This is a genomic window from Micromonospora sp. MGP-C2 (assembly GCF_057766525.1).
In genome coordinates, this window is the sequence record NZ_JBYMEN010000002.1 from 2,263,960 (window position 1) to 2,283,119 (window position 19,160).

Annotated in this window: 16 protein-coding genes; 7 read left to right on the top strand and 9 right to left on the bottom strand. The window is 72.3% G+C overall.

Annotated features, from left to right (window positions below):
• Positions 1 to 23: 23 nt before the first annotated feature.
• Both AC3CF1_RS09905 and AC3CF1_RS09910 read right to left on the bottom strand, forming a co-directional pair.
• Positions 24 to 905 carry a transglycosylase SLT domain-containing protein gene (locus AC3CF1_RS09905; RefSeq protein ID WP_354983082.1) on the bottom strand — a complete coding sequence of 294 codons (882 nt, stop codon included), beginning with the start codon at positions 903 to 905 and terminating at the stop codon, positions 24 to 26.
• Positions 906 to 940: 35 nt separating this feature from the next.
• Positions 941 to 2,359 carry a DedA family protein gene (locus AC3CF1_RS09910; protein ID WP_141910452.1) on the bottom strand — a complete coding sequence of 473 codons (1,419 nt, stop codon included), beginning with the start codon at positions 2,357 to 2,359 and terminating at the stop codon, positions 941 to 943.
• A gap of 133 nt (positions 2,360 to 2,492) precedes the next feature.
• Here AC3CF1_RS09910 and typA point away from each other — a divergent pair, with 133 nt between their 5' ends.
• From typA to AC3CF1_RS09925, 3 genes are all read left to right on the top strand, one after another.
• Positions 2,493 to 4,361: a translational GTPase TypA gene (gene typA, locus AC3CF1_RS09915; protein WP_088949273.1), complete on the top strand. Its 1,869-nt coding sequence runs from the start codon at positions 2,493 to 2,495 to the stop codon at positions 4,359 to 4,361.
• Positions 4,362 to 4,479: 118 nt separating this feature from the next.
• A complete protein-coding gene (locus tag AC3CF1_RS09920) occupies positions 4,480 to 5,331 on the top strand; it encodes a serine hydrolase (protein WP_355162381.1) in 852 nt (283 codons plus the stop codon).
• Positions 5,332 to 5,384: 53 nt separating this feature from the next.
• The gene (locus AC3CF1_RS09925; RefSeq protein ID WP_488450195.1) at positions 5,385 to 6,086 is read left to right on the top strand and encodes a lysoplasmalogenase; all 702 of its coding nucleotides are present in this window, start codon (positions 5,385 to 5,387) and stop codon (positions 6,084 to 6,086) included.
• Here AC3CF1_RS09925 and AC3CF1_RS09930 read toward each other — a convergent pair.
• Entirely contained in the window at positions 6,055 to 6,852 is a 798-nt protein-coding gene (locus AC3CF1_RS09930; protein WP_099855847.1) for a tyrosine-protein phosphatase, read from the bottom strand. The two genes, AC3CF1_RS09925 and AC3CF1_RS09930, sit on opposite strands and share 32 nt — an antisense overlap.
• Positions 6,853 to 6,896: 44 nt before the next feature.
• Between AC3CF1_RS09930 and AC3CF1_RS09935 the strand changes: the two genes are divergently transcribed.
• Both AC3CF1_RS09935 and AC3CF1_RS09940 read left to right on the top strand, forming a co-directional pair.
• A complete protein-coding gene (locus AC3CF1_RS09935; protein WP_099855849.1) occupies positions 6,897 to 7,994 on the top strand; it encodes a mandelate racemase/muconate lactonizing enzyme family protein in 1,098 nt (365 codons plus the stop codon).
• Between the two features lie 58 nt (positions 7,995 to 8,052).
• Positions 8,053 to 8,979 (top strand): C40 family peptidase, encoded by a 927-nt coding sequence (locus tag AC3CF1_RS09940; RefSeq protein WP_488450198.1) that lies wholly within the window; start codon positions 8,053 to 8,055, stop codon positions 8,977 to 8,979.
• 38 nt (positions 8,980 to 9,017) lie between these two features.
• Here the strand turns inward: AC3CF1_RS09940 and AC3CF1_RS09945 are convergent, their stop codons facing one another.
• Positions 9,018 to 10,016, bottom strand: coding sequence for a TerC family protein (locus AC3CF1_RS09945; RefSeq protein ID WP_210793940.1), 999 nt, complete (start codon positions 10,014 to 10,016; stop codon positions 9,018 to 9,020).
• Positions 10,017 to 10,504: 488 nt separating this feature from the next.
• Here AC3CF1_RS09945 and AC3CF1_RS09950 point away from each other — a divergent pair, with 488 nt between their 5' ends.
• Positions 10,505 to 10,798 (top strand): antibiotic biosynthesis monooxygenase family protein, encoded by a 294-nt coding sequence (locus AC3CF1_RS09950; protein WP_088949279.1) that lies wholly within the window; start codon positions 10,505 to 10,507, stop codon positions 10,796 to 10,798.
• Positions 10,799 to 10,899: 101 nt separating this feature from the next.
• Here the strand turns inward: AC3CF1_RS09950 and AC3CF1_RS09955 are convergent, their stop codons facing one another.
• The 4 genes from AC3CF1_RS09955 to uvrB form a co-directional block, all read right to left on the bottom strand.
• Entirely contained in the window at positions 10,900 to 11,757 is an 858-nt protein-coding gene (locus tag AC3CF1_RS09955; RefSeq protein WP_354983074.1) for a helix-turn-helix domain-containing protein, read from the bottom strand.
• A 284-nt stretch (positions 11,758 to 12,041) separates the two neighbouring features.
• Entirely contained in the window at positions 12,042 to 12,410 is a 369-nt protein-coding gene (locus tag AC3CF1_RS09960) for a VOC family protein (protein WP_327644899.1), read from the bottom strand.
• 79 nt (positions 12,411 to 12,489) lie between these two features.
• Positions 12,490 to 13,344 carry a helix-turn-helix domain-containing protein gene (locus AC3CF1_RS09965; protein WP_354983073.1) on the bottom strand — a complete coding sequence of 285 codons (855 nt, stop codon included), beginning with the start codon at positions 13,342 to 13,344 and terminating at the stop codon, positions 12,490 to 12,492.
• Between the two features lie 84 nt (positions 13,345 to 13,428).
• Positions 13,429 to 15,537, bottom strand: a complete 2,109-nt coding sequence (gene uvrB / locus AC3CF1_RS09970; RefSeq protein WP_488450202.1) for an excinuclease ABC subunit UvrB — start codon at positions 15,535 to 15,537, stop codon at positions 13,429 to 13,431.
• 208 nt (positions 15,538 to 15,745) lie between these two features.
• On the opposite strand from uvrB, the gene AC3CF1_RS09975 reads away from it, so the two are divergent.
• Positions 15,746 to 17,857 carry a hypothetical protein gene (locus AC3CF1_RS09975; protein WP_488450204.1) on the top strand — a complete coding sequence of 704 codons (2,112 nt, stop codon included), beginning with the start codon at positions 15,746 to 15,748 and terminating at the stop codon, positions 17,855 to 17,857.
• Between the two features lie 10 nt (positions 17,858 to 17,867).
• Here the strand turns inward: AC3CF1_RS09975 and coaE are convergent, their stop codons facing one another.
• Positions 17,868 to 19,049, bottom strand: a complete 1,182-nt coding sequence (gene coaE / locus AC3CF1_RS09980; RefSeq protein ID WP_488450206.1) for a dephospho-CoA kinase — start codon at positions 19,047 to 19,049, stop codon at positions 17,868 to 17,870.
• Positions 19,050 to 19,160 lie beyond the last annotated feature (111 nt).

Here is a 19,160-nt window from a genome sequence, read left to right on the forward strand (position 1 = left end):
CACCGTCACGGCCCCCGTCGAGGTCAGTAGTCCAGGCAGACGCACTCGCTCATCAGCGCCCGCACGTTGCGCACGTACGACGGGTTGGGGATGGCCAGGGGCTTGCCCTCCTGCGCCACCGCACCGTGCCCGAAGTTGTACGAGGCGATCACCGCGTTGAGCAGGCAGGAGTTCAGCTCGGCGGTGCACAGGGCCGGATCGAGGCGGTAGTCGGCTTCGAAGTACATGTCGCCGATGTACTTCGTCGCCCAGGCCAGGTAGGTGGCGCCGAGGTAGGCGTTGTCCCGGTAGTCGTCGATCTCGTAGCTCTTCTCGAACCGCTGGTTCATCCAGGTCGCGGTGCCCGGCATCACCTGCATCAGCCCGACACCGCCGTCGCAGGCGTAGATGTTGGACTGCCAGCCGCTCTCCTGCCAGGCGGTGGCCTTGAGCAGGGTGAGCGGGACCTTGATGTCCGGCGCGGAGGTCGGCCAGTAGGTGCGCCCGGCCGCGTCGGTCAGCGCCGCCTTCGCCTCGGCCCGGGTCGCCTGGGTGCCCTTGTACGTCGGTTTGCAGGAACTCGGTGCGGGCTTCGGCGGGGCCGGCGGGACCTGCGTCTCGGTGGGCGGCTTCGCCACGGCGAGTGGCTTCGGCGCCGTGCGGGTCGGCTTCTTCGTCGGCTTCTTCGTCGGCGTCGGGGTCGCGCTGAGGCTCGGCGCGGCGCCCATCGACTCCAGGGCGCTCACCGACGGGCTCGGCTCCCCGGTGGGCTCGTCGGCGGGGGCGTCCGTCGGCGCGTCGGTGACCGCCACCGGGGCGGCCAGGTCCTGCGGGCTCTCCCCCTTGGTGGCGCAGCCGACCAGCGTGCTCGCCAACAGGAACCCGGCGAGCACCGCGGTGCCCAGCCGTCTCGTCCGTCGAACCATGCCCTTGCCTCCCCCGATGTGATTCTCGCCGCACCCTAGCAAGGTTCAACTGGGCGGCGGTGCCCCTGCGACGGCGGCCGGGCCTGTTCCACCGGCTGCTCCAGATCCCCCACCGCCCGGTCCCGGGTGGCCCACGCCACCACGAAGACCACCGTCCAGAGCACCCCGAGCAGCACCGCCGCGGCGGTGCTGCTCGCCGTGTCCAGACCGAGGTAGAGCCGTGCGCCGCTGATCCCGAGCACCCCCGCGGCGGCGGCTGTCCAGGCGGCCACCGCCACCGGCCAGCGGGAACTGCGGGACACCAGCCAGGCCAGGGTGCACAGGCTCGCCGCGACCACGGCGTTCTGGGTCGGCAGCGGGGCCGAGTCGCCGCCGCCCGGCGCGCTGCCGTGCGGCCCGGTCAGCTCGGCGACCACGGCCAGCACCACCAGCGGCACGAACGCGCCCACCGTGCCGACGACGCTGAGCAGGTCCGCCCGCCAGGGTCGGTTACGCCACGCCAGCACCGCGGCCACCAGCGCCACCAGCACGATCAGCACCGACCCTCGTACCACCGACACCACGACCATCGTGGCGTCGGCCGCGCCGGGGGTGCGCCGGGAGGCGAACCAGCCCGCGATGGCGCCGTCCAGGGCGGCCAACCCGCTGTTGCGGACCGCCACGCCGAGCAGACCCGCGATGGCGAGCCCGGCGACGAAGAGCAGCAGGAGCCCGGCGGCCAGATTGAGCAGCAGCGTCCACCCCGGCCCGATCCGCATGGCCACCAGGAAGAACAGCACCCCGTAGCGGGCCGTGAGCCAGCGCACCGGGGGCAGCGCGCCCGCCCGGGACAGCAGCGCGCGGACCGGGTCGGGGTTGCGACCCAGCCACCGGCCGGCCAGCACCACACCCAGCAGGCCGGCCAGCAGCACCAGCGCCGCGCCGGTGGCCCGGCCGAGCAGTCGGGAGACCGTGTCATACGACTCACCGGCGAGGTGACCGAGCAGGATCGAGCCGCCCACCCAGGTCACCACCCCGGCCAGGTTCCACAGGGCGAAACGCCGGTACGGCATGCCGGCCGCACCGGCCAACCGGGGCACCAACGTGCGGGCGAAGGCCACCCAACGGGCCGCGAACACGCCCCGACCACCCAGCCGGGCGAGCATGGCGTCGGCCCGACCCCACCGCTGCGGCCCGACCCGGTGGCCCAGCCCGGCGCGCAGGCGGGGGCCGTAGCGCCGTCCGGCGCGGAAGGCCAGCCCGTCACCGAGGACCGCCGCGGCGATCATCGCGAGCAACGCCGGCGCGAGCCGCAAGGTACCGTTGTAGGTGAGGAAGCCGACGAGCAGCAGGGTAGCCTCACCCGGCACGAGCAGGCCGAAGATCACCGCGGTCTCGCCCGCCACGATCAGCGCGGCGACCAGGTAGATCCACAGGGTGGGCAGACCCTGCACCCAGGTCAGCAGGTCGTGCACTCAGGCCCCCGGGACACGGGAGCCAGCATGCCAGCCGGGGGAACCACCGGCACAGCAGTTTCACCATAGATCAGGGGCACCTGGGGGTGACCCCGACGCAGCCTGCGCGAGCGCAGGCGGAAGGATAGAGGGTATGCAGCTTCGCACCGACCTCCGCAACGTCGCCATCATCGCTCACGTCGACCACGGCAAGACCACCCTGGTCGACGCCATGTTGCGGCAGGCCGGGGCGTACGGCGCCCGGGGCGAGAACACCGAGCGGGTGATGGACTCGGGTGACCTGGAGCGCGAAAAGGGCATCACGATCCTGGCCAAGAACACCGGTGTGCGCTACCTGCCCGCGGACGGCTCCGACCCGGTCACCATCAACATCATCGACACCCCCGGCCACGCCGACTTCGGTGGCGAGGTGGAGCGCGGCCTCACCATGGTCGACGGCGTGGTGCTGCTCGTCGACGCCAGCGAGGGCCCGCTGCCGCAGACCCGCTTCGTGCTGCGCAAGGCGCTGCGGGCCCGGATGCCGATCATCCTGGTGATCAACAAGGTGGACCGGCCGGACGCCCGGATCAAGGAGGTCGTGGACGACACCTACGAGCTCTTCCTCGACCTGGACGCCGACGAGGAGCAGATCGACTTCCCGATCGTCTACGCGTGCGCCCGCGACGGCATCGCCTCGCTGACCCAGCCCGCCGACGGCTCGGTGCCCGACGACAGCACCTCCCTGGAGCCGCTGTTCCGCACCCTGCTGGACACCATCCCGCCGCCCTCGTACGACGAGGGCGCGCCGTTGCAGGCGCACGTCACCAACCTCGACGCCTCGCCGTTCCTCGGCCGGCTGGCGCTGTGCCGGGTCCGCCAGGGCACCATCAACAAGGGTCAGACGGTGACCTGGTGCCGCACCGACGGCAGCACCCAGCGGGTCCGCATCTCCGAGATGCTGATGACCGAGGGCCTGGAGCGCACGTCGGCCGAGACCGCCGGCCCGGGCGACATCATCGCCGTCGCCGGCATCCCGGAGATCATGATCGGTGAGACCCTCGCCGACCTCGAGAACCCGGTCGCGCTGCCGCTGATCACCGTCGACGAGCCGGCCATCTCGATGACCATCGGCACCAACACCTCGCCGCTGGTCGGCCGGGTCAAGGGCGCCAAGGTCACCGCCCGGATGGTCAAGGACCGGCTCGACAAGGAGCTGATCGGCAACGTGTCGCTGCGGGTGCTGCCCACCGAGCGGCCGGACGCCTGGGAGGTGCAGGGCCGCGGTGAGCTGGCGTTGGCCATCCTGGTCGAGCAGATGCGCCGGGAGAACTACGAGCTGACCGTCGGCAAGCCGCAGGTGGTCACCAAGGAGATCGACGGCAAGACCTGCGAGCCGGTCGAGCGGCTGACCATCGACGCCCCGGAGGAATACCTGGGCGCGATCACCCAGCTCCTCGCCACCCGTAAGGGCCGGATGGAGCAGCTGGTCAACCACGGCACCGGCTGGATCCGGATGGAGTGGCTGGTTCCGGCGCGCGGCCTGATCGGCTTCCGCACCGAGTTCCTCACCGACACGCGGGGCACCGGCATCCTGCACCACGTCTTCGAGTCCTACGAGCCGTGGTTCGGCGAGCTGCGCACCCGCAACAACGGCTCCCTGGTCGCCGACCGGGCCGGCGCGGTCACCGCCTTCGCGATGACCAACCTGCAGGAGCGCGGTCAGCTCTTCGTCGACCCGACAACCGAGGTGTACGAGGGCATGATCGTCGGGGAGAACTCCCGCTCCGACGACATGGACGTCAACATCACCAAGGAGAAGAAGCTCACCAACATGCGGCAGTCGACCTCCGACGAGACCGAGAAGCTGGTCCCGCCGCGCAAGCTCTCGCTGGAGCAGGCACTGGAGTTCTGCCGCGAGGACGAGTGCGTCGAGGTCACCCCGGCCACGGTCCGGATCCGCAAGGTGGTGCTCGACCAGCAGCTGCGGGGCCGGGCCACCGCCCGCCGCAAGCACGCCGGCTGAGCACACCAGCACCCGACACCGGGCGCGTCGGCCGCTTGCGGCCGGCGCGCCCGTCCGTTTTCCCAGGGGTACGCGGGCCAACCCGACCGGCTGCCGCCGATCGGCTACGGTCACCGGCATGACCTGGGATGATCTCGACGCCCACCTGGACAAGGTGCCCGGCACCGTCTCGGCGTACGTGGGCCGACCCGACGCGCCGCCGACCTGGACCCGTCACCCGGACGCCGCCCACTACGCGGCGAGCACCATGAAGGTGGCGGTGCTCGCCGCCCTGCACCGCGCCGCCGAGGCCGGCACGCTGGACCTGGACGCCCCGGTCCCCGTGGTCAACGAGTTCGACTCCGCCCAGCCCGGCGCGCCCCGGTTCTCCTGCGCCCAGCACTACGACAACGACGACGCGGTCTGGGACCGGCTGGGCGGCGCGGCGTCGCTGCGCTGGCTGGCCGACCGGATGATCGTGCGATCCAGCAACCTGGCCACCAACCTGGTCATCGGGCACGTCGGGCTGCCCGCGGTGGCCGAGGTGTGGGCGCGCACCGGCGCCCGCACCAGCGTCACGGGCCGCGGCATCGAGGACTTCGCCGCCCGCGAGGCCGGCATCACCAACACGGTCACCGCCGCCGACCTGGCCGCCCTGCTCGGCGCACTGGCCACCGGGGCCGACACCCCGGGCCCGCTCGCCTCGCCCGCCGGCTGCACGGCCATGCTGGACGTCCTCCTCGCCCAGGAGCACCGCGAGGACCTGGCCGCCGGCCTGCCCGAGGGCACCCGCATCGCGCACAAGAGCGGTTGGGTACGCGGGGTCCGACACGGTGCCGGCCTGGTCCTGCCCGACGACGCCCCGCCCTACCTGATCACCGTCTGCACCACCACGGACCTGGCCGGCGGCGACGACGAGGTCGAGGACGACGCCTGCCGGCTGCTCGCACACATCTCCGCGCAGGTCTGGGCCGCCCGTCACCAGCTCTGACCACGACCCGCCGTTGCGGCTAGGCTGCTCGCACCCCCACCCCGGAGCCGCCGATGCCCCGCAGTCGCACCATCCTCATCGCCTTCCTCGTCGTGACGGCGGCGAACCTCCTGGCCAACGCCACCGATGGCCGGGTGGCCGAGGCACTCACCAAGCCGCTGCTGATGCCGCTGCTGGCCGCGTACCTCTGGCGGGCCGCCGCCGAGCGCGGCGCCCGCCCGGACCGGCTGGTGCTCGTCGGGCTGGCCTTCTCCACCGGCGGCGACGTGTTCCTGCTCGGCGACGGCACCGGTTGGTTCATCGCCGGCATGGCCTGCTTCCTCGGCACGCACCTCTGCTACATCGCGGCGTTCACCCGACACGGCGCCGCGACCGCGCTGCGGCGTGCGCCGCTGCTCGCGGTCCCACTGACGTACGCGGTGCTGACCGTCGTCGCGCTGTGGTGGATGTGGGCGGGACTGACCGACGCCGGGCTCGCCGTGCCGGTGGCCGGCTACGCGCTCGCGCTGGCCGCGATGGCCACCACCGCCACCACCAAGGGCTGGCGGGTCGGTGTCGGCGCAGCGCTGTTCCTCGGCTCCGACCTGCTGATCGCCGCCGGGGTGGCCGAGGTGGCCCAACCACCCGGCGCACCCGTGCTGGTCATGGCGACCTACGCCGCCGGCCAGGCGCTGATCGTCCTCGGCCTGGCCGCCCGCGTCGGCACACCCCCGGGCGCGCCGGTCACTCCAGCAGTTGCGCCCGCAACGCGCTGAGGGTCTCGTCGGTCAACCCCAACCCGTCCCGCAGGTACGCGTCGAACGAGCCGTGCACGCGGCGTACCTCGTCGTAGCCGGCGTCGAGGTACTCGGCGCGGACCTCCAACACCGGCAGCACCGCGTCGACGTCCAACTCCGGCTGCCGTCGTCGCATCGCCTCGATGATCACCGCCCGCAGGCTGTCGGTCAGCTCGTTGTTGCGCAGGTAGTCGGCGCGGATCGCCGCCTCGTCCACGCCGAGCGCCGTCAACAGGATGACGGTCAGCCAACCGGTGCGGTCCTTGCCGGCGGAGCAGTGGTAGACCATCGGCAGGTTCTCCGGCTGGGCGGCCAGCCGCACCGCCTCCGCGAAGCCGACCCGAGCCGACTCGCCGGTCACGAACCACCGGTAGATGGCGGCCATCGCCCCCGTCGTGCCCTGCCGGGCCAGCTCCGCGTACGCGTTCAGGTCGTGGCCGAGCAGCACCGCCGACACGTACGTGAAGACCGGGTGCTCCGGGTCGTGCACCGGCAGGCACACCACCCGTGGCTCACCGGCCAGTCGATCCGCCGGGGCGACCTCGATCTCCGCGGGGGCGCGCAGGTCGAGCACGCACGCCGGCCCCAGCTTCGCGAGCACCGGCAGATCCTCGTCGGTCAGCCGACCCAACGCGGGAGTGCGGAGCAACTGCCCCGCCCGGACCCGCCTCCCGTCGGCACCGACGAGCCCACCCAGATCGCGTGCGTTCGGTGCACCTACCAGCTCCCAGCCCTGCCCGGTCATCCGGTCTCCCATCCCGACGTGCGCCTGCGTATAGGGTGCCTGACATGACGATCTCGGAGGTACGCACCCACCGGGTTTCGGCCCCCTTACACACCCCGTTCGTCACCGCGTTGCGTCGTACCACCACAGTGGACACCCTCGTCGTCGAACTGGTCGACTCCGACGGCCGTTCCGGCTTCGGCGAGGCCCCCCAGGTGTGGCAGGTCACCGGCGCGTCGGTCGCCGGCGCACGGGCGTGCGTACGCGAACTGCTCGGCCCGCAGCTGATCGGCCGTGACCCGGACGACCTGGTGGCCCGGTGCTCCGAGGTGCAGCGCGCCGTGGTCGGCAACGAGGCGGCGAAGGCCGCGGTGGACGTCGCCCTGCACGACCTCGCCGCCCGGCGGTTGGGCGTACCCCTGGTGCGGTTGCTCGGGGGCACCAGGCTGCGGGTGCCGACGGACGTCACGCTCGCGGCGGGCGACGCGGTGGACCTTGCGGCGGCGGCGCGGCAGCGGCAGGCGGACGGCTTCGGCGTGCTGAAGTTGAAGGTCGGCACCGACGCGAGCACCGACCTGGACCGGGTCCGGGCCGTTCGCGCGGCCGTCGGCCCGGGGGTGCGGATCCGGCTCGACGCCAACCAGGGCTGGACGCCCCGGGAGGCGGTCCGGGTGATTCGGGGCATCGAGGACGCCGGCCTCGACGTGGAGCTGGTCGAGCAGCCGGTGGCCCGCTGGGACCTCGACGGCCTGGCCTGGGTGAGCGACCGGGTGTCCGTGCCGATCCTGGCCGACGAGGCGGTCTTCGGGGTCCGTGACCTGGTGGAGGTGATCCGTCGTCGGGCCGCCGACCTGGTCAACGTCAAGCTGGCCAAGTGCGGTGGGCTGCACCCGGCGCGTACCCTCCTCGAACTCGCCACCGCCCACGGGCTCGGCACGGTGGTCGGCTCCATGATGGAGAGCCAGGTCGGCATCGGTGCGGCGGCGAGCCTGGTCGCCGCGTACGGCACCACCGCGGTGCCCGACCTGGACGCCGCCTGGTGGCTGGCCTGGTCACCGGTGCAGGGCGGAATACGCTACGAGGGGGCGACCGTGGTGTTGCCCGACGCGCCTGGCCTGGGCATCTCCGGCCTTGCTGAAGCAAAGGTGCAGGCGCGTGGTTGATGAGCGTTGGTTTCTTTCATAGGGTTCCCTGGACAGCCGACTCGATCTGGGGGTTGACGTGAAGCTGCAACCGGGCCGCGAGGCCGTCGTCCGGGTCGCGGTGGCGACGCTGTGGACCTCCCCCGAGGCGGTCCGCGAGGTCGACCGTCCGGCGCTGACCGCCGGCGCCGACATCCTGACCTGGGTTTCCGGCCTGGACACCGACCAGCAGGTCGGCGACTGCGTGCTGAGCCAGCTCCTGCTCGGCGAGCGGGTCCTCGTCAGCGAGCTGCGCCCGGACGGCTGGGCCCGGGTCGTCGCCGTCGAGCAGCCCGCCGCCAAGCTGGACCCGCGCGGCTACCCGGGCTGGCTCCCCACCGAGCAACTGACCCCCGTCGACCCGTCCACCGACACCGGCACCGCCGCGCCGCTGGTGGTCGACTCCACAGTCACCGGGCTGCACGCCGCTCCGAACGGTCCGGTGGTGCTGCCCGGCGTCGTCGTCGGCACCCGCCTCGTCCCGGCCGGCCCCGCGCGCGACGACTGGCGGCCGGTGCACGTCCCCGGTCACGCCGCGCCGCTCTGGCTGCCCGACGACCACCTCGTCGCCACGTCGGCCGAGGCACCGGCCGCAGCGCAGGCGCTCGCGGTGGCGCAGCGACTGCTGGACGTGGCCTACATCTGGGGCGGTCTCTCCGCGCACGGCATCGACTGCTCCGGGCTGGTGCACCTGGCCTGGCGGCGGTTCGGGGTGCTGCTGCCCCGCGACGCCGATGACCAGGCCGTCGCCACCACCCCGCTGGCGTTGGGGGCGGAACGCCCCGGTGATCTCTACTTCTTCGCCCGACCCGGCCGCAAGATCCACCACATCGGCATCGTCACCGCCCCGCCCGGTAACGGTGGCGAGCGGCGGATGCTGCACGCCTGCTACCGGCGGCGGCGGGTCATCGAGGAGCCCCTGCCGGCCGACCGGACCGCGACGCTGGTGGGCGCACACCGCGTCTGACCGGCCGGGCGCGTTTCCCGCACCCGGCCGGCGACACGTCAGCGTCGGGCGTCGGCCAGCTCGCGGCGCCGGTCCCGGGAGGACTTGATCAGGCTGGCGGCGGTGGCGATGCCCAGGGTGCCGAGGATGACCAGCAGCGACAGCCAGATCGGGATGTGCGGCGCCCAGCCGACGTGCTCACCACCGTTGATGAACGGCAGGGTGTTGTCGGCCAACGCCTCCAGCACCAGCTTGACCCCGATGAAGCCGAGCACGACGGCCAGGCCGTAGCTCAGGTAGATCAATCGGTCGAGCAGGCCACCGAGCAGGAAGTAGAGCTGACGAAGGCCCATCAGCGCGAAGACGTTCGCGGTGAAGACCAGGTACGGCTCCTGGGTGATACCGAAGATCGCCGGGATCGAGTCCAGGGCGAAGATCAGGTCGGTGGTGCCGATCGCGATCATCACGATCAGCATCGGGGTGAACAGCCGCTTGCCGTTCTCGTGGGTGATCAGCTTCGCGTCGTCGTAGCCCTTGGAGATCGGCAGCGCCTTACGGCTCCACCGGATCAGCAGGTTCTCGGAGAACTCGTCCTCGTCCGGCTCACCCTGCCGGGCCAGGTTGACCGCGGTGTAGATCAGGAACGCGCCGAAGATGTAGAAGACCCAGGAGAACTGGGAGATCAGTGCGGCGCCGGCGGCGATGAACCCACCGCGCATCACCAGCGCCAGCACGATGCCGACGAGCAGGACCTTCTGCTGGTACTGCCGGGGCACCCCGAAGCGCGCCATGATGATCACGAAGACGAAGAGGTTGTCCACCGACAGGCTGTATTCGGTGAGCCAACCGGTGTAGAACTGCCCCGCGGAGCTGGCGCCCGAGGTCAACCAGACACCGACGCCGAAGATCAGGGCGAGACCGACGTAGAAGGCGACCCAGAGGCTCGACTCGCGCACACTCGGCTCGTGCGGGCGTCGACCGATGATCAACAGGTCGACGAGCAGGACCGCAGTCAGTGCGACAAGCGTTCCCGCCCACACCAATCCGGACACGTCCAACGTTCATTCCTCCGGCAGACACGCGGCGTCGGGCACACCGTACGCCCCCGGAGAGGCCGGTGTGCCGCTGTCGCTCACTCTGGTGACTGTCGGAGGTCTCTTCCGCCGCCGCCCGCGAACGGAACGGCGACCTACGGGGCCGGGTCGGGTCGCCGTGGTTCCGACGATCGACCGTGCTGACGACTCCGTCGCGAAGGAATACTCCCCTCCTCGGTGACCATTGTTGCCCACCACGCGCCGTGATCACACCCCGGGCAGCCGGTGGCGCCAACCACCCGTCGCCGGGGAATACCGGGGGCAGCGCCCGCCGCGTCATATCGCCGCGTCACACCCGCTGTGGTGTCCTAGGAGGCTAGTGCAGGTCGGGTGCGGTTATCGGGTCGCTGAGCGACCGGCAGTCAGTCGGCACATGCAGCGGCGGACACCGTCGACACCGGAACAGACCCCGCGACACCGCCGACGCGGCCCGCCATGCGAGGCTGTCCGACATGGTGCTTGAGGTCGCGCTCATCGACGTACTGCCCGGACACGAGGACGCGTTCGCCGCCGCGTACGCCGAGGGTCACCCGGTGCTCGCCGGGGCAACCGGCTGCCGGTCCGTGCGGATGACCCGGGGCATCGAGTCCCCGACCCGCTTCGTGCTGCTCGTCGAATGGGACTCGGTCGAGGCGCACGAGGAGAACTTCCGGGCCACCGAACGGTTCGAGCAGTGGCGGGCGTTGATCGGACCACACTTCGCCGGGCCGCCCGTGGTCGAGCACTTCCTCGACGTGCCGGCCTGAGCCTGCTGTCGTACCCCGCGGTTATCGTGCCCTGCGCACGCGCCGGCCGCCGGTCCCGACGGGCTCGGGGCGCCGGGCCCGGTGGCCGCGCGGCGCGGGTCCTACTCGCCGACGCGGCGGGCCAGCACGGTGACCGTCTCCTCCGGTGACAGCGCGGCCGCCAGCAACGCCTCGGTCATCCGCTGGTAGCGGTCGACGTCGAGCACGGTGGCCAACCGCACGTCGGTGGTCAACGCCTCCAACATCACCGTCCGCGGGTCCGCCGGGTCGGGAAAGGCATAGCAGGAGTACGGGGTCAGCGGGTGCAGCCCACCACCGGCCGCCCCACGGGGCAGCAGCCGCACCGTGACATGGGACAGCCCGGTCACGGCGACCAGATGCCGCAACTGTTCACGCCAGACCTCGTCCGGCAGGTCGCCCCTGTCACAGACGGCCTCGGCGAGCACCGCCGTGTAGTGCGGCGGATAGGCCCGCCGCAACACCTCCTGCCGCAGCGCCCGGGCGCGCACCTCGGCCTCCACGTCGACCTCGGGCGTGAGCTGGGCGCCGGCCGCGACCAGCACCCGGGCGTACGCGGGCGTCTGGAGCAACCCCGGCACGATCGCCGGTTGGTATTCGACGATGTCGGCGGCACCCGCCTCCAGCTCGGCGTAGGTGCGCTGCCGTTCGCTCATCTCGCCCAGCGTCTTCCACCAGCCGCGGCTGGTCGCCGCGTCCCGGGCGATCACGATCAGCTCGTCCCGGGCGGGCGAGGGCACCTTGTAGATGTCCAGCAGATCGAGCACATCGGCGAGGTCAGGGCGGCTCTGACCCAGCTCGATGCGGGACAACTTCGACGTCGAGGCCCAGCCAAGCCGGTCGCAGACCTGTTCCAGGGTCAGCGCCTCGCGCCGGCGTAACTGGCGCAACTCTGCGCCGAGACGTGCACGTCGAATGACAGGACTTGTTGGCAGCGGCATCCCGGCCTCCCCACCGAGGGAGAGTACGCAGGACGATCACCCAGTGCAATAGCTCGCTCGCGCACCGCAATCAGTGGTCATGGCACCGTCCGACGGTCGGACCGGCCATCGTCCGGCGTTTCCGCACGTCAGGCGGGGCGTCGAGCCGTGCTGTCCAGTCCCGTGCACCGGAGTCCCGCGCACCTGGAGTCCCGCGTGCGGTGCGGCCCTGCGGTGCGGTGCGGCCCTGCGGTGCTGTGCCGGCCCGGGAGTGCGCACGGCTCCCGGCGTGCCGCGCGGTTGGCTCAGGGCCGGTAGGTGCCGAAGGACCAGACGGTGCCGGCCAGGTCGCGGGCGGCGTAGTCACGGGAGCCGTAGTCGGTGTCGAACGGCTCGCGCGTGATCTCGGCACCGGCGGCGCGTGCCCGGGCGCAGTGGGCGTCGACGTCCGGCACCGCCACGTAGACCGACCAGTCGTCGTCGGCCGGTCGAGGTGCCGCGTCGGCCCGACCACCCAACATGATCATGCCGGTGTCGAGGACGAGTTCGGCGTGCGCGACAGTGCCGTCCGGCGCCTCGTGCACCGAATGCACCTGGAAGCCGAAGGCGGAGCAGAGCCAGTCGATGGCGGCCCGGGGATCGGGGTAACGGAAGATCGGGTAGACGGTTCGCATGACCTGATTCTGCTGCCGACGGCCCCGATCCGGATTGGACGAATGTGACCTCGGCGCGTCCCCTGTCGACTGGGTGGTGTCAGCCGGCCGGAGCGCGGGCGGCGAGCAGGGCGGCCGGAGTGGCCCCCGCGAACTGGCGGAAGTCCCGAATGAGGTGGGACTGGTCGTAGTAGCCGTAGCGCGTCGCCACCGTGGCCCAGTCGACGGCGCCCACCTCGGGCTGATCGGCGCCGACCGGCGCCCCGGCGGTCGGTCCGACGTCGGTGAGCACCGCGTACGCCCGCTGGAAACGCAGCAACCGGGCGGCCATCTTGGGTGGCAGACCAACCTCCTGCCGGAACCGGGACGCGAGGTGTCGCCGGCTCCAGCCCAGCTCGTCGGCCAACACACCGACACTCCCCTGCCCACCGCTGGAGACGAGCCACCGCCACGCCCAGTCGAGCCGGGCGTCGACCGGAGGGGACGCCGCCAGCCGGGCCGCGAGGACCCCGTCGAGCAGGGCGAACCGCTCCGGCCAGCCGGGCGTCTCCGCGAGCCGGCCACGCAGCCGATGCAGCCAACGGCCCGGGAGTTGCCCGACGTCGACGGCCCGGTTGGTCAGCTCACTCAGCGGCAGGCCGAGCAGCCGCCGGGCGGTCAGTGGGGCGAGCAGCAGCTCGACGCCCTCCCCCACACCCACAGTGCGCGTGGTGCACCAGCCGTCGAAGGTGCCGGCCACGAACGAGTCGACCATCGTGACGCCGCGCTGCGCGCTGCGCGGGTCGGTCACGTCCAGCGGAGCGCCCCAGCCAAGGATCAGCACCACGAAGACGCCCGCCGACTCGCGGCGCACCAGCGGGATGTCCGCCCGTTGCCGGTAGCCGACGTACCGGTCGACGAACGGACGCAGGCTGACCTCGGGCAGGCCGAGGACGAACTCGTCGACCGGTGCCACCGCAGTCAACCCCGCCCGCCCTTCGCACGGTCGCGATCCGGCCGGCCGCGCCCCGGGGAGCGCTGATGGCCGGCCGGATGGCTGTCACTTCACGCCGGCGGCGTCCATGCCGCGCAGCTCCTTCTTCAGGTCGGAAACCTCGTCGCGGATCCGAGCCGCCAGCTCGAACTGCAACTCGCGGGCGGCGGCCAGCATCTGGTCGTTGAGCTCCTGGATGAGCTGGGCCAGGTCGGCGCGGGCCATCCCCTCCCGTGACGGGGTGGTGGTGGCGGACCGGCTCCGGCTGCGGGTCTCCTTGACCGGCGCCTTGCCTCGGGACAGCTGACGCACCGCGCCCCCGACGCGGGAGTTTTCGGTGTCCTCCGCCTCGCGGTAGATGTCGTCCAGGATGTCGTGGATCTTCTTACGCAACGGCTCCGGGCTGATCCCGTGCGCCTCGTTGTGCGCGATCTGCTTGGCCCGACGCCGGTCGGTCTCGTCGATCGCCGCCGCCATCGACGGGGTGATCTTGTCGGCGTACATGTGCACCTGACCGGACACGTTACGGGCGGCCCGGCCGATGGTCTGGATCAACGACCGGCCGCTGCGCAGGAAGCCCTCCTTGTCGGCGTCGAGGATCGCCACCAGCGACACCTCGGGAAGGTCCAGACCCTCCCTGAGGAGGTTGATGCCGACCAGCACGTCGTAGTCGCCCTTGCGCAGCTCACGCAGCAGCTCCACCCGGCGCAACGTGTCGACCTCCGAGTGCAGGTAGCGCACCCGGATGCCGTTCTCCAGGAGATAGTCGGACAGGTCCTCGGCCATCTTCTTGGTCAGCGTGGTGACCAGCACCCGCTCGTCGCGGTCGGTCCGAAGCTTGATCTCGTGCATCAGGTCGTCGATCTGGCCCCTGGTCGGCTTGATCACGACCTGCGGGTCGACCAGACCGGTCGGCCGGATGACCTGCTCGACGAACTCGCCCTGGGCCTGCTCCATCTCCCAGGTGCCGGGGGTCGCGGACAGGTAGACCATCTGGCCGACCCGCTCCAGGAACTCGTCGAAGCGCAGCGGCCGGTTGTCGGCGGCGCTGGGCAGCCGGAAGCCGTGGTCGATGAGCATCCGCTTGCGGGACGCGTCGCCCTCGTACATGCCGCCGATCTGCGGGATGGTCACGTGCGACTCGTCGACCACAGTGAGGAAGTCGTCGGGGAAGTAGTCGAGCAGGGCGTGCGGCGGGCTGCCGGGCAGCCGCCCGTCCATGTGCATCGAGTAGTTCTCGATGCCGGAGCAGAAGCCCACCTGCCGCATCATCTCGATGTCGTAGGTGGTGCGCATCCGCAGCCGCTGCGCCTCCAGCAGCTTGCCCTGGCGCTCCAGCTCGGCGAGGCGCTCGGCCAGCTCCACCTCGATGTCACGGATCGCCCGCTCCATCCGCTCCGGACCGGCCGCGTAGTGGGTGGCCGGGAAGATCACCAGCTGGTCGACCTCGCGGACCACGTCACCGGTCAACGGGTTGAGGTAGTAGAGCTTCTCCACCTCGTCACCGAACAGCTCGATGCGGACCGCCAGCTCCTCGTACGCCGGGATGATCTCCAGCGTGTCGCCGCGGACCCGGAAGGTGCCCCGCTGGAAGGCCATGTCGTTGCGGGTGTACTGGATGTCGACCAGCCGGCGCAGCAACTGGTCGCGGTCGAGCTCCTGCCCGATCTGCACCTTCACCGCACGGTTGAGGTATTCCTCCGGGGTGCCCAGACCGTAGATCGCCGAGACGGTCGCCACCACGATCACGTCGCGCCGGGTGAGCAGCGACATCGTCGCCGAGTGCCGCAGACGCTCGACCTCCTCGTTGATCGAGGAGTCCTTCTCGATGTAGGTGTCGGTCTGCGGGATGTAGGCCTCAGGCTGGTAGTAGTCGTAGTACGAGACGAAGTATTCGACAGCGTTGTGCGGCAGCAGCTCGCTGAACTCCTTGGCCAACTGCGCACAGAGCGTCTTGTTCGGGGCGAGCACCAGGGTGGGGCGTTGCAGTCGCTCGATCAGCCACGCCGTGGTGGCGCTCTTGCCGGTGCCGGTCGCGCCGAGCAGCACGGTGTTGCGGTCGCCGCGCCGAACCCGACGCTCAAGATCGTCGATGGCCGCCGGTTGGTCGCCGGCCGGCTGAAAGTCACTGACGACCTGGAAGCGGCTGTCCAGCCGAGGAATGTCGAGCGCCATACCGTCAACGGTACGCCGGAGGTCCGACAGGAACGGCCGTCACGCCAGGTACGTGATCAGCTTCAATATTCCCATTGTGTGTCCCATGTCACCGGGACTACCCTCTTCCTGTAGGCCGCTCGCGGCGGCCGACCGGGCAGGTGGCCAGGCCGTCACATCACGGCCGGTCGCCCCCGGCACTGCGGTCGCAGCACCCGGCTCGCCCGGCGTGCGCACCCGTGTGGTCGCGCTCGAGGCGCAGACCGGCCGCCGCGAGCGCCCCTGCTCGTCACCCCGACGCCTCCCCGCCCGTTTCATCTCCGTGGACACCTCTCCGACCCCGGCACCCGACACCACTCCCCGCGGCACGCCCCGGCCGGACGTCACCGCCGCCGAGCGGCCCAACTCCCCCAAGGTCGGGCGGTCAGGCAGCGGGCGGCACCGCTCCGGCACCGCCTCAGAGACCACCCGGAGCACGGACACCGGAGTCGGTTCCACCACCGGCCGGCCTACCGACGCCCGCCGAGCCGCCACCGACCGCCCGACCGACGCCGCAGCCAGGGCCAGCCGACCTGCAAACGCCCGCTCGACCAGCCCAGGGCTGCCCACCGCCGCTCAGCGAACCGGCAGTGGGAGCAGGCCCGAGAAGGACCGGACCACCGGCGGCCAGGTGCCCACGGAGATCCGGGCCACCACCGGCGACGGGCCCACGGAGATCCGGGCCACCACCGGCCAGGGCCCCACGCAGAACCGGACCACCACCGGCCAGGGCCCCACGCAGAGCCGAACCGCCACCGGGCGAGGTCCCGGGACAGCCGGGACGACCACCCGCCGCGAGGTCGCTGCCGAACCCCCCACCGACACGGCGGACGCCACCGGTCCGGCCCCGGTCAGCCGGCGCAGACGTACCCTGCTGCTGTTGCTCGCCCTGACCGCCGCGACGTCCGCGACGGCGCTGGTGCTCGGGTTGTTGAGCTGGGCGCCCGACCCGCCCGAGCCGACCCGGCCGCTGACCCTCGCGGAGGGCGAGCGGCTGGCCGCCGTGCGGGTCACCAACCTCCGGGACCTGCGCGCCGGAGTCCGCATCACCGCCGGCACCGACGCCGCCCGGATCGAACTGGTGGGCTGGGTGGACTGGTCGCGGTCACTGCTCTACCTCGATGTGGGTGGGCCGGGCGCGGGCGCCGAACGCGGGCTGGTGCAGCGGGTCGGCCCGGTCCTGGTCATCCGGCCCGACCCGGCAGCAGTGCCCACCCCGGCCGCGCCGCCCCTGCTGCCTCCGGCGGACCGTTGGCGGCTGCACCGACTGGCCCCCGGGACGAACCTGGCACCCGTGCTCGACCTGCTCCTCGACCTCGCCGCGGACCGCCCGGACCAGACCCAGGCGGTGCCCGGCAGCGGTGCGCGTTGGATCGCTCAGGACACCGTGGCGGCCGGTCCGGTGGACGTCCTTGAGGCGTCGCTGCCGGCCGGACCGCCACACCGCAGCCCGGCTTTCGGCAGCACGGTGGCACCCACGCCGAGCGCCGCGCCGGCGAGCACCGACGCGAACGGGCAGACCCGGTTCTGGCTCGACCAGGACGCCCGATTGCACAAGCTGGTGACCCGGTTGCCCGGCGTCGGCCCGGTCACGATGATCCTCAACCGGGCGGACCGGCCGACGCTGCGTCCGGTGGACGCACTCGGCGGCCGGCCCGGCCTGCCCCGCGCGCTGACCGACGCCGAGCGGCGTCGACTGGACCGGTTGCCGGCCCGGCTCCGGGCCCAGCGCGGTGCGACGATGACGCTGACCGCGCCCGTTGGCACGGACACGAACCTGCGGGGCGCTGGCTGGGTGAGCTGGACCACGGGTACCGCGTACCTCGCGGTCGCCGACCTGGGCGTGCCGGACCGCCGGACCCTGCTGCGGCGCGACACCGCCGGTCTGACCCGGGCGGATCTGCCGGCGGCCGCCGCCGGTGGCGGCACCGCGGAAGCGCCCGACCGACCACCGCTGCCGCCCCCGGCTGGGCCCTGGCGAGCCCAGCGGTCGGGCGGCGACGACCTGAACGCGCTGGTCGAGGCCGCAGTGGCCGCCGGGTCGGTCGGGCCACCAGGAACGGCCCTGCGGGTACGCGAGGACGTCACCGCCGGACGGACCGTGGACGTCGTCGAGGTGGGCCCGGCCGACGCCCGACTGCGTTATTGGATCGACCGCGACGGGTCGCTACGCCGGCTGGAGCTGCACACCCACGCCAACGCGTGGGCCCAACTGGACCTCCAGCCCGCCGTGGTGCCCCGACTGACTCCAGTGCCCCGCCCGGCCGCCAAGCCTCGACCCACGACACCTCGGCCCCGCTGAGCGGTGACGTTCAGGGCCGCCAGCCGGTCTGCTCGGCCCACTGCTCCGCCCGCAGGTACTCCTCGTCGAACCACGGGTCGCGGGCCGTGCCCGAATCGCCAGCCTCCGGTGCGGCGTCGACCAGATCCCTCTTGAGCAGCAGGTACGCGGCCCGCTGATCCGGGTCGGCCCGCAGGTGGTCGCGCATCAGGAGCGCGTACCGCCAACCCGGCGAATCGGCCACCCGCACGTGCAGGCGAACCGGGCGGGCCGGGTCCGCGCTGCCGTGCAACCTCTTCTCCCACCGACCGCTGCCGGCCGGGCGTGGGTCGTCCCACCAGTGCCCCGGCACCCGGGGGAACCCGGCGTGCGCCAGCCGGTCGACCAGCGCACCGTCGGCGTCGGCGAGGCTGCGCACGGCCACCTGCACGTCGATGACGTCCTGGGCGGCGAGGCCGGGCAACGCGGTCGAGCCGATGTGGTCGATCCGCAGGGCATCCGAGCCGAGCGTGTGCCGGATCCGGGCGGCCAGCCGCTCGTACTGCTCCGGCCAGCTCGCGTCGGTCCCCGCCGGGTCGACCCGGCCCGGCAGGACCACCCGCCGCTCGCGCAGATTGTCCTCGTAGGGCAGCAGCCGCTGCCGCCAGAGGTCGTCGACGGCGTCGTGCAGATCCGCCAGGCTGCCGTCGTTGGTCAGCACCACGTCCGCGGCGGCCCGTCGACGGGCGTCGTCGGCCTGGGCGGCGATCCGCCGCTCCGCCTCCGCGCGGTCCATCCCCCGGTCACGCGCCAGCCGCTCCAGTCGGGTCGTCACGGCCGTCTGCACCACGATCACCAGGTGGTACGTGGGCGCGAGCCCCACCTCGACCAGCAGCGGCACGTCGTTGACGACGATCGCGCCCGGTGCCGCCGCGGCGGCCAGCTCTGCGGTGCGAGCCCGAACCCGGGGGTGGGTGATCGACTCCAGCCGACGGCGGGCCCTCTCGTCGGCGAACACCACAGCGCCCAGCGCGACACGGTCCAGCGCACCATCGTCGTCCAACACCGCGTCGGAGAAGGCCGCAACGATCTCGGCCAGTCCCTCAGTGCCCGGCGCCACGACCTCCCGGGCCACCTGGTCGGCGTCGATGAGCACCGCGCCCCGCTCGACCAGCCTCGCGGCCACCGCGCTCTTTCCCGACCCGATCCCGCCGGTCAACCCCACTCTCAGCACCCGACCAGTCAACCGGATCCCCGAGCCCGTCGCCAAACCCGCCGCCATCGTCCCGACCGACCCGGCCCGAACGGCCGAGGCCCGCGCAGCCTGTCCGGGCCGACCCGGCCC

Bases quoted from the DNA above. Each gene is read 5' to 3' on its own strand.
- AC3CF1_RS09955 (WP_354983074.1), bottom strand. From the start codon at position 11,757: ATGCCGCTGCCAACAAGTCCTGTCATTCGACGTGCACGTCTCGGCGCA.
- typA (WP_088949273.1), top strand. From the start codon at position 2,493: ATGCAGCTTCGCACCGACCTCCGCAACGTCGCCATCATCGCTCACGTC.
- uvrB (WP_488450202.1), bottom strand. From the start codon at position 15,537: ATGGCGCTCGACATTCCTCGGCTGGACAGCCGCTTCCAGGTCGTCAGT.
- AC3CF1_RS09950 (WP_088949279.1), top strand. From the start codon at position 10,505: ATGGTGCTTGAGGTCGCGCTCATCGACGTACTGCCCGGACACGAGGAC.
- AC3CF1_RS09960 (WP_327644899.1), bottom strand. From the start codon at position 12,410: ATGCGAACCGTCTACCCGATCTTCCGTTACCCCGATCCCCGGGCCGCC.
- AC3CF1_RS09930 (WP_099855847.1), bottom strand. From the start codon at position 6,852: ATGACCGGGCAGGGCTGGGAGCTGGTAGGTGCACCGAACGCACGCGAT.
- AC3CF1_RS09925 (WP_488450195.1), top strand. From the start codon at position 5,385: ATGCCCCGCAGTCGCACCATCCTCATCGCCTTCCTCGTCGTGACGGCG.
- AC3CF1_RS09920 (WP_355162381.1), top strand. From the start codon at position 4,480: ATGACCTGGGATGATCTCGACGCCCACCTGGACAAGGTGCCCGGCACC.
- AC3CF1_RS09905 (WP_354983082.1), bottom strand. From the start codon at position 905: ATGGTTCGACGGACGAGACGGCTGGGCACCGCGGTGCTCGCCGGGTTC.
- AC3CF1_RS09935 (WP_099855849.1), top strand. From the start codon at position 6,897: ATGACGATCTCGGAGGTACGCACCCACCGGGTTTCGGCCCCCTTACAC.